Source organism: Deltaproteobacteria bacterium (assembly GCA_016874775.1).
Lineage (GTDB): Bacteria > Desulfobacterota > Binatia > Bin18 > Bin18 > VGTJ01.
The window spans coordinates 1-10208 of record VGTJ01000201.1 but is presented as its reverse complement, the minus strand read 5'-3'; the positions used below and the strand labels follow the sequence as shown (position 1 = coordinate 10208).

Annotated in this window: 6 protein-coding genes; 4 read left to right on the top strand and 2 right to left on the bottom strand. The window is 53.8% G+C overall.

Going from position 1 to position 10208, the window contains the following annotated elements; translation table 11 throughout:
- The first annotated feature begins 62 nt into the window (after positions 1-62).
- Together FJ147_24525 and treS (FJ147_24520) are read left to right on the top strand one after the other, a co-directional pair.
- Entirely contained in the window at positions 63-611 is a 549-nt protein-coding gene (locus tag FJ147_24525; GenBank protein MBM4259052.1) for an HD domain-containing protein, read from the top strand.
- Between the two features lie 82 nt (positions 612-693).
- Positions 694-2325: a maltose alpha-D-glucosyltransferase gene (treS, locus tag FJ147_24520; protein ID MBM4259051.1), complete on the top strand. Its 1632-nt coding sequence runs from the start codon at positions 694-696 to the stop codon at positions 2323-2325.
- Between the two features lie 143 nt (positions 2326-2468).
- On the opposite strand, the gene glgB is transcribed toward treS (FJ147_24520), so the two are convergent.
- Together glgB and treS (FJ147_24510) are read right to left on the bottom strand one after the other, a co-directional pair.
- Positions 2469-4385 carry a 1,4-alpha-glucan branching protein GlgB gene (gene glgB, locus FJ147_24515; GenBank protein ID MBM4259050.1) on the bottom strand — a complete coding sequence of 639 codons (1917 nt, stop codon included), beginning with the start codon at positions 4383-4385 and terminating at the stop codon, positions 2469-2471.
- A 19-nt stretch (positions 4386-4404) separates the two neighbouring features.
- Positions 4405-7749, bottom strand: coding sequence for a maltose alpha-D-glucosyltransferase (gene treS, locus FJ147_24510; protein ID MBM4259049.1), 3345 nt, complete (start codon positions 7747-7749; stop codon positions 4405-4407).
- A 174-nt stretch (positions 7750-7923) separates the two neighbouring features.
- Between treS (FJ147_24510) and FJ147_24505 the strand changes: the two genes are divergently transcribed.
- Complete coding sequence (locus tag FJ147_24505) at positions 7924-8748, top strand: mechanosensitive ion channel family protein (GenBank protein MBM4259048.1); 825 nt, start codon at positions 7924-7926, stop codon at positions 8746-8748.
- An 896-nt stretch (positions 8749-9644) separates the two neighbouring features.
- Positions 9645-10097, top strand: coding sequence for a response regulator (locus tag FJ147_24500; protein MBM4259047.1), 453 nt, complete (start codon positions 9645-9647; stop codon positions 10095-10097).
- Positions 10098-10208: the final 111 nt, after the last annotated feature.

Sequence of the window (10208 nt, the reverse complement as noted above, 5' to 3'; positions counted from 1 at the left end):
GTCGCCCGCGTTCATCCAGCTCTTCGACCAGACTTCGATACTTAGACCGAAGCCAGCACACAATGGTCTCGTCTCTCATCCCTGCTCTTGTGCAGAGGCTCTCCACTCCGGTCAATCACTATTGCGGTAAGTTGTTTCCTGCCACCGCCTTAGTGTACGCAGCGGCACCGCTGTACGACGTTGGCAAGATTGGCATTCCTGATGTGTTGTTACTCAAACCAGGGCGGCTGCAACAAGCAGAGCGGGCCGTCATCGAGATGCATCCCACACTGGGAACCAGTCTCGTCACAGGAGTGACCTCACCGTTACTGGAAACCGCACGACAAGTGATCCTGACGCATCACGAGCACTGGGACGGCAGCGGCTATCCACAAGGACTCAAAGGCGAACAGATTCCCTTGGCTGGTCGCATCGTCATGGTGGCAGAGCGTTATGAGGCACTGCGCTGCACACGTCCCTATCGTGCCGCGTTAGACCATAATCACGCGATGGAAGTCATGTTACGTGGCGATGACAGAACAAAACCTGAACATTTTGATCCATCTGTGTTGAAAGCGTTTCACTCCATTCACCAAGACCTCGCCACCCTTCGCGATCACCGGGCAAGTTAGGGTACATTCACAATCCCGGCTATGATGCCTTCCCAGACGCTGGTGCATAAAGTACGGCACAGCGTCTGTCGGAGGCAGAGCCATGACACAGCCCTCGTTGTGGTATAAAGACACAATCTTTTACGAACTATCGATTCGCGCTTTTTGTGACAGCAACGCCGATGGGATTGGCGATTTTCGTGGCGCAACTCAGAAACTCGAGTACCTTCGTGACCTCGGAGTCACCTGTATCTGGCTGCTGCCGTTCTATCCTTCGCCACTGAAAGACGACGGGTACGACATCGCTGATTACTACGGCGTACACGCAGATTACGGCACGGTCGATGACTGCCGCGCATTCATCGTTGCAGCGCATGAGCGAGGTATCCGGGTCATCGCTGACCTCGTTCTCAATCATACTTCTGATCAACATCCGTGGTTTCGTGAAGCGTGTGCAGCTTCCACAAGCGCCAAGCGAGACTACTATGTGTGGAGCGATACACCCGAGAAGTATCAAGGAGTGCGGGTCATCTTTCGTGATTTTGAGACCTCGAACTGGACCTGGCATCCAGAAGCACACGCCTATTACTGGCACCGGTTCTATCGTCATCAGCCAGATCTGAACTACGACAATCCTCGCGTCCGCCAAGAAGTGCTGCAGATTGCCCGTTTTTGGCTCGATCTCGGTATGGATGGATTTCGCTGCGATGCCGTCCCGCATCTCTTTGAACGTGAGGGAACAAGTTGTGAAGGGCTCCCGGAAACGCATGCCTACTTCAAAGAACTTCGCCGCGACCTTGAACGCACTCATCCAGAGTGTGTACTGCTGGGCGAAGCCAATCAATGGCCGCGAGAGACCGCGATCTATTTTGGTGACGGCGACGAATTCCACATGACGTTCCATTTTCCCCTCGTCACGCGCATGTTTCTGGCACTCGCGCGCGAGAGCAGTGCGCCGATTGTCGATATTCTTGCTCAGACTCCAACCATTCCGGCCAACTGCCAATGGGCGGTGTTTCTTCGTAATCATGATGAGACGACGATGTCTCGGGTCAGCGAAGACGATCGTGCGGTGTTGTACCACACCTATGCCACCACGCCACAGATGCGCCTCAATAACGGTATTCGGCGGCGGCTCGCACCTTTGGTCGGACACGATCTCCGCAAGCTCAAGTTGTTATATAGTCTGATCTTTAGCCTGCCGGGGAGTCCGGTCCTCTATTACGGCGATGACATTGGCATGGGCGATGATGTCTCACGTGCTGATCGTGGCGGCTTACGCACACCGATGCAATGGGACGCAACGCGAAATGCCGGTTTTTCTACGGCGGACCCTGCCCAACTCTATGCACCAGTCATCTGCGATCCACCCGCAAGCTACCAACACATGAATGTGGAAACGCAACGGCAAGATCGACAATCACTGGTGTCGTGGCTGAAAAACATCATCGCAGTACGAAAAAGACTGTCGGTGTTTGCGCACGGTGCATTAGAACTACTTACTCCTGCCAATCCGCACGTGTTTGCCTACCTGCGAACATGGCGCGATACCAAGGTCTTGGTGGTCAGTAATTTATCCCACCAAAAACAAGAGGTCGCGCTGCCTCTGCAGCAATTCACCGGGATCGCCCCTTTGGACATATGCGCTGAGCACCTGCTCTCACAAATTGGTACGCTCCCTTATGCTCTCACGCTCAATCCATACGAGTTTCGCTGGCTCCAGTTGCAGAACTAAATTGGACCTGTGAAGATTCGTACAGTTGGGATAGCGTGCGCCATGCGCACAGGAGTCATGCCAGGCGAGCGCAACGTGCGCATGGCGCACGCTACGGTCTCTCTGGTGATAACCTAAAGTGTACCAATCTCGCGCGGTTTGATTTAGCTTTTTCGCTGATAGCGAAAGAACACCACCGCCAACGGTGGCAAGGTCAAACTCAGAGAATACGGATGACCATGCGAAGCCGTAGGCACGGTTTCGAGACCACCAAGATTTCCCTGGTCGCTGCCACCGTAAATCTCTGCATCGCTATTCAGCAGTTCTTGCCAAAATCCGTCGTATGGCACGCCGAGCCGATAGTGGGAGCGAACGACCGGGGTAAAGTTACAGACAATGAGCACGACCTCTTGCGGAGTATTGCCCCAGCGGAGAAAACTCAGGACACTGCTATCACTATCGTGGCAATCCACCCACTCAAACCCTCCAGGCTCACAGTCTCGCTCATAGAGTGCTGGGTGCAGGCGATAACAGTTATTCAGATCAGCAACCCAGCGTTGCAAACCAGAATGGAATGGTAAGTCGAGCAAATGCCAATCGAGACTCACTTCATGATACCACTCATTCCATTGCCCAAGTTCCCCTCCCATAAAGAGCAATTTCTTCCCTGCCTGTCCGTACATATAGCCAAACAGCAGGCGCATATTGGCGAACTTCTGCCACATATCGCCCGGCATTTTGGTCATCAGCGAACCTTTGCCATGGACGACCTCATCATGAGACAAGGGCAGAACGAAATTCTCTGAACCCACATACAATTGGCGAAAAGTTAACTCATTGTGATGATACTTGCGATAGATGGGATCCTGGGAAAAGTACGCCAGGGTGTCGTGCATCCACCCCATATCCCATTTCAGGCCGAAGCCGAGCCCGCCAACATGGGTCGGACGAGACACCATCGCCCATGAGGTCGACTCCTCAGCCGTCGTTTGTACGTCAGGATAGTGTCGATACACTTCAGTATTGAAGCGTCGCAAAAACTCAATCGCATCGATATTCTCTTTGCCACCGTATTGGTTGGGTACCCACTCGCCCTCTTTACGCGAGTAGTCGAGGTACAACATCGATGCGACAGCATCGATGCGGAGTCCATCGACGTGATACTTGTCGAGCCAGAACATGGCATTACTGATGAGAAAACTTCGTACTTCATGCCGACCATAGTTGAAGATGAAGCTGTCCCAGTCGGGATGGATCCGTTGACGAGGGTCGTCATGCTCATACAAGTGAGTTCCATCGAAATATCCCAGCGCATGCTCATCGTGCGGGAAGTGCGCCGGCACCCAATCGAGAATCACGCCAATCCCATGCTGGTGCAGCGTATCGACCAGATACATAAAATCCTGGGGCGTGCCGTAACGACTCGTGGGGGCAAAATATCCACTGACTTCGTATCCCCATGAACCATAGAAGGGATGTTCCATCACCGGGAGAAACTCAACGTGGGTAAAGCCCATACGTTGCACATATGACGGTAAGGTGTCGGCTAATTCACGATACGTAAGGGAGCGATTGCCTTCTTCAGGAACTCGTCTCCATGAGCCAAGATGCACCTCATAAATCGACATGGGCGCGGTAAGGGCATTGCGGTGCTGTCGCTGCATCATCCAGGTCTGATCTTCCCACAGATACGTTAGATCCCAGACAATCGATGCAGTTTTCGGTGGCACTTCATTGAAAAACGCAAATGGGTCCATCTTATCGACGTGATAGCTCTGAACACCAGAAGCGATGTGGTACTTGTAGGTTGCTCCTTGGCGCAGGTCAGGAAAAAACCGCTCCCAGATGCCGGACTGGCCACGTGAGTGTAATGGGTGACTTTCTTTCTGCCAGCCATTGAACTCGCCGATCACACTCACACGTTCGGCATTCGGGGCCCAGACGGCAAACGAGGTTCCGGCAACACCGTCTATCGTCACAAGGTGTGCCCCAAGCCGTTCGTATAAACGAACATGGCTCCCTTCATTGAAATAGTGCAGATCTTGATCGCCAAGCAGTATAGAAGTTGTCGTGTGCGACATGCATGTCCTTATGAAACAGTTAGATTGCTTCTCCCAACAATTGCAGAATACCAGCTAACGGAATACGGACCCACTCGGGTCGATTGTTGAGTTCATAACTCAGTTCGTAGACCGCTTTTTCCAGTAAATACGCATCGAGGAGTACGTGCAATTCATCTAACGAATGCGGAACAAAGGGGGCGCGATGAGCAGTGTCGCGATAACTCCGTAGAAACAGTGCTGAGACCCACAAATGCCACACACGTGCCCACGATTCTCGCAACGTTTGTGCCTCTGGTGTGGAGTCACCGCTGCCTTGGGTTTCTTGAGCGAACAACACGTTATACGCGGCATAGTGAAACGATCGTAGCATCCCTGCCACATCGCGGAGAGGGGAGCGTTTAATGCGGCGCTCACTCAATGGGCGCGCGGGCTCTCCCTCGAAATCGATGATCACGAAGTCTTTCCCGGTATAGAGCACCTGCCCAAGGTGATAATCACCATGGTGACGAATCCGCATGGCCGTAATCTTCCGTCCGATCACAGACTGGAACCGTTTCCCAACCTCCTTCTCCAGTTCCAAGACACGTTGTGCGAGAGTTCGCACCGGAGCAGCCAACGTCGGCAGTCGACGACGAAGAAGAGGAAATGCCTGCCCAGCGACACTCCACATCGACTGGTAGATGGAGCGTTGATACAGGGCTGAGAACGGCTCCGGAGCAAAGAGCGGATCGGTCGTATCGGAGGCCAACGCGAGGTGTAACTCGGCTGTGCGCTGCCCAAGGAGCCGGATAGAAGCCGCATAGGAGCTGAGCACCTCCGTCACTATCGTGGGCGGATCATCTTCACTCGCGGCGATGAATGGTTTTTGGAGTAATATACCTGGGTCCGTTTCTCGATGGATCGCCGCACGCTCAAAATAGGCACGCAATTCATCGATCGTGTATTGCCAGGCATCACAGGCGTGCGGGACGAAACAGTGGAGAATGCCGACAGTCACTGGCTCGCCACGTTCTGGCCGATACTCAAGGGCACCAGCAACGGCGGCGGTATGTGGAAATCGGACTTTCTCGGTGAGAAAGCGACCGATCTCTAAATCGGGATTCACCCCTTGTGAGACCCGGCGAAAAAGTTTGAGGATAAACTGCTGGTCGTAGACGATCGAGGTGTTACTTTGTTCTGTCTTCAGTAACGCAGTCTCCAGCAACGATCCTGGGGTGGGCAGCCGAGGATACGCCCGTGTGGTCACGCCAACCAGTTCGCCCCGTTGCCCTTTGTAACGTCGTCGCCGCGTCATCATCGTCAATAACTCTTGGTGAAGATCTTTCCGTCCGAGTGCTTCATACAGCACCCCAACGCCGCCATTTCTCTGTACACGAGCCACCAACGTCGCCGGTTGTTCTTTTTCCAGTTGTGCGGCGTGTTCTCCTGTCGCAACCCCTAACGTGAGAACGTAGGTTTCCGGGTCCCCTTCCGTATAGGTCAACAGGAGCGAGACTGCGTAACATTCATCATCCATGGGTACGCGGAGGATTTCCGATACGGCAGTCGAGCGAACCGTGCGAGCTTTCCCCCCGAACCAGCGCTGATTTCTGAGGTAAGCAAGCAAGGCGCCTTCCAGGGGTGCCGCTTTGCCGTTTTGTAGCAAAGATGCGAGAGAACCGTTCAGCGTGACGACCGAAGCCGACGGCAGAGTGACTCGCGGCTCGGGTGTTATCGTTCGACCTTCCAGTGAAAACCAATAGAACGAGTGCGGCGCTAACGTCAGAAAATAGGGGGGCTCGCCGATAAGAGGAAACGCGTTGCAGCTAAACATCTCGACCGGCGTTACGCCCTTGAATGCACTCAGGTCAAGTTCAGTATACTGCACAAATCGTGATAAATTGGCAACCACTAACACGCACTCGTGTTGATAGCGACGCAGGAACGCCAGGATCTTGCGATTCTCCGGGTGCAGCACCTCCATCGTGCCACGCCCGAACGCTTGATAACGCTTGCGCAAGGCAATCTGCCGTTTCATCCACCATAAGAACGAGTGTGGGTTTCCCTCTTGCGCCTCGACGTTCACCGCCTCGTAATGATACTCAGGATCGATGATGATCGGCAGATAGAGTTTCTGCGGATTGGCGCGCGAAAAGCCGGCATTCCGGTCTGCGCTCCATTGCATCGGCGTCCGCACCCCATTGCGATCACCAAGGTAGACGTTATCGCCCATGCCTATCTCATCGCCGTAGTAGAGAATAGGCGAACCCGGTAGCGAAAAGAGCAGGCCGTTCATCAGTTCAATGCGACGACGATGATTCCCTAACAGCGGCGCCAGACGACGACGGATACCGAGATTGATACGCATCTGTGGATCCTGCGCGTACACACGGTACATATAGTCCCGTTCTTCATCAGTGACCATTTCCAGCGTCAGCTCATCATGATTACGCAGAAAAATTCCCCACTGGCAGTTCTCGGGAAGGACAGGAGTCTGCTCAAGAATGTCGATGATCGGAAAACGATCCTCCGTATGAATCGCCATGAACAAGCGTGGCATCAGGGGAAAATGAAAATTCATGTGACATTCGTCCCCGTGCCCGAAGTATGCCGCAGCATCCTCTGGCCACTGATTGGCCTCGGCAAGAAACAATCGGTTGGGAAATTTGTGTTCGACATGCCGCCGCAACTCGCGCAAAAAAGCGTGTGTCTCGGCGAGATTCTCACAGTTTGTTCCTTCACGTTCGTACAAGTACGGCACCGCGTCTAAGCGTAAACCATCGACCCCAAGGGTAAACCAGAAGTCGACGGCTTTGAGAATCTCTTTGCGCACCCGCGGGTTGTCATAGTTTAAATCCGGCTGATGCGCATAGAAGCGATGCCAGTAATAACTCTTTGCCACCGGGTCCCAGGCCCAGTTGGACGGCTCAAAATCCTTGAAGATGATGCGTGCATCTTGATATTTTTCTGGCGTGTCGCTCCACACATAAAAGTCGCGCCACGGGCTTCCCGGTTTCGCGCGACGCGCCCGTTGAAACCACGGATGCTGATCCGACGTATGATTGAGAGCCAACTCCGTAATCACACGGATACCGCGGAGATGGGCTTCGCGCAAAAAGAGTTCAAAGTCTGCCAACGTTCCATACAGCGGATGCACGGCTGTGTAATCCGCCATATCGTAGCCATCATCTTTGAGTGGCGACGGACAGAACGGCAGCAGCCAAAGGGCGGTGACCCCCAGACCATGTAAGTAATCAAGTTTTTGCCGTAAGCCACGAAAATTCCCAACGCCGTCAGCGTCACTGTCGTAGAACGCTCGCACATGCAGTTCGTAAATGATCGCGTCTTTGTACCACAGTGGATCGTCCACAAGCTGGATATCGCTCTTATGCCAACCACCCATACAACACTCCCGCTCTGTGTTCGTCTGGCATGCCCACCGCAGTGACTGTAGCGGGCTTCCATGCACAGCTCAACTCTGAAAAAGTGTCTTGCGGCTTTTGTTAAAACACCAAGGACGGTTACGATAGCCAACTTGGGTTGATGTTCAGCTACGTAGAGACGAAGGTTCTTGAGTATGGAACGCGTTGCGCTCACCCTGCAAAAACATTTTGACGCGATTGTCGCGTGGCTCCTGACGTCAGGCATTCGCATCCTCCTCATTCTTGTCCTTGCGGCTGTGGCGTGTCGTCTGGCGCGAGTCCTCACCGAACGCCTGAACTCGTTCATGCAGGGATTAACAGATTCTCTTGAGCGGCAGAAACGCGCGCGCACGCTGAGCCATATCGTCCGAACTATCGCCCTGACCATTCTGCTGATCGTCACCACCATGACCGTTCTTGGTGAAATCGGCGTCAATCTTGCTCCGGTTCTGGCAGCTGCTGGCATTGGCGGGCTCGCCGTCGGTTTTGGTGCCCAGAATCTCGTGCGCGACGTGATTACCGGCTTCTTCATTCTTCTTGAAGATCAAATCCGCGTCGGTGACATTGTCAAAGTCGGAGATAAAGCCGGTCTCGTCGAGCATATCAGCCTCCGGGTCCTCACACTGCGTGACTTCGACGGCAGTGTGCATCTGATCCCCCATGGCACGATCACCACCGTCACGAACATGACCAAAGACTGTTCATACGCGGTGCTTGACGTTGGCATTTCCTCTCGTGAGGATGCGGATACCGTCATAAAGATTCTCAATGACGTTGGAGAAGAACTTCGTAATGACCCGTTGTTTGCCAGTGATATTCTTGAAGACCTGGAGGTCGTGGGAATCGACAGCTTTTCCGCTGCACGGATAGTGATAAAAGGGCGCATCAAAACTGCACCGATCAAACAATGGCGTGTTGCCCGTGAGTTTCGACGACGTCTGAAAAAATCCTTTGATCACCATGGGATTGAATTGCCGTAAACAGGCGGTTGAAGAGAACAGAGAGAGAGTTTTCCCAATACCGGCTCTCGACAGAGAGGCGCGTTTACTCATCACCCTGAGCGGCGTGAGGGGCAATAGTGTTCGGCACTCGCTATGCATGTATGCAGAGGGGTCCCTTCCTCATAAGGGTAGGTTTTTATCCAAGCCACAATTGGCGCGGATTTCCCCTCGTGAGGAGCCGCGTGTTCGTCAGGCCCGCGCAGGCGGGCATCCAGGAGCTTCACCCCTGAACGATTGCGTATTCTCCCTGGCTTCCCGCATTCGCGGGCATGACGTCTCGTCTTTTCTCAGCGTAAAAGCCTACCCCTAAAAGGGGGTCCCTTCTCCCCGCAGGGGAGCAGGACAGGATGAGGGGAGAAAGCGTGGGTGTGGCTGACTGCGTCGCGTATCACCCTCACCCTAGCCCTCTCCCTGCCAGGGAGAGGGAAGTGGCTACTGCTGCCTGTTGGTGGTCAAGTTTTGTGTCGAACAGTATTGCGCGAAGGGTCTCCCAGAGAGATTCTTATAGTATCGTGCCTCATAACTTCGTGAGCAGTTGTAGGGCGTGCGCGGCGCGCCAACTGACTGGCGCGTGGTACGCGCCCTGCGATTTCACCGCTCATGAACGTGCGAGACACGGTACTAGGACGGGTCTTTTTGAGAGTTCCACTCCGGATGACGGCGCTCTGATACCAACTCTTTGTGGTTTAGCTTTGCGTCTGAGTCGCCAGTTCCTTTCGGAATGAAGCGTTGCCCACGCCAAACTCACCCCGTCCATTTGCCTCTCTACAGTTTGTGGTTCAACTTCCGAAGACTCTTTAGCGAGGTACCCAATAACTCCGCCACTAAACCAGTCGCCCATACGGTGGAACACGTAGCAAGGCCAACACACGGTGATGCTAAAGGAGCACGCGATGGCAAATGAGGTTGAAATTCTGCTTGTCGAAGATAGTCTGACACAGGCGCTACAGCTTAAAAAAATTCTCACTTCACTTGGCTTCATTGTCACGCACGCCAGTGATGGTCACCAAGCCCTTGCCGCCCTCCGACAGCAACGCCCCGGGCTCGTGTTGAGTGATATCGTCATGCCAGAGATAGACGGGTATCAACTCTGTCGTCAGATTAAAGAGGACCCCGAGTTTGGTGATCTTCCCATAATTCTCATGACCACCATGACCGATTCACACGAGGTTGTGCGTGCCCTGGAGAACAAAGCGGACGGATTCATCACCAAGCCGTGTGACCCAGCTTTCCTCTCTTCCCGCATCGAGACCGCCCTCGCCAATCGTCAATTGCGCGGGACGTCAGTAAGGCGGTGGCAGGAAACAACTTACCGCAATAGTGATTGACCGGAGTGGAGAGCCTCTGCACAAGAGCAGGGATGAGAGACGAGACCATTGTGTGCTGGCTTCGGTCTAAGTATCGAAGTCTGGTCGAAGAGCTGGATGAACGCGGGCGAC

Excerpts from the sequence above, each read along its gene's own strand:
- glgB (MBM4259050.1), bottom strand. The coding sequence starts at position 4,385 with ATGTCGCACACGACAACTTCTATACTGCTTGGCGATCAAGATCTGCAC.
- treS (MBM4259049.1), bottom strand. The coding sequence starts at position 7,749 with ATGGGTGGTTGGCATAAGAGCGATATCCAGCTTGTGGACGATCCACTG.
- FJ147_24525 (MBM4259052.1), top strand. The coding sequence starts at position 63 with ATGGTCTCGTCTCTCATCCCTGCTCTTGTGCAGAGGCTCTCCACTCCG.
- treS (MBM4259051.1), top strand. The coding sequence starts at position 694 with ATGACACAGCCCTCGTTGTGGTATAAAGACACAATCTTTTACGAACTA.
- FJ147_24505 (MBM4259048.1), top strand. The coding sequence starts at position 7,924 with ATGGAACGCGTTGCGCTCACCCTGCAAAAACATTTTGACGCGATTGTC.
- FJ147_24500 (MBM4259047.1), top strand. The coding sequence starts at position 9,645 with ATGCTAAAGGAGCACGCGATGGCAAATGAGGTTGAAATTCTGCTTGTC.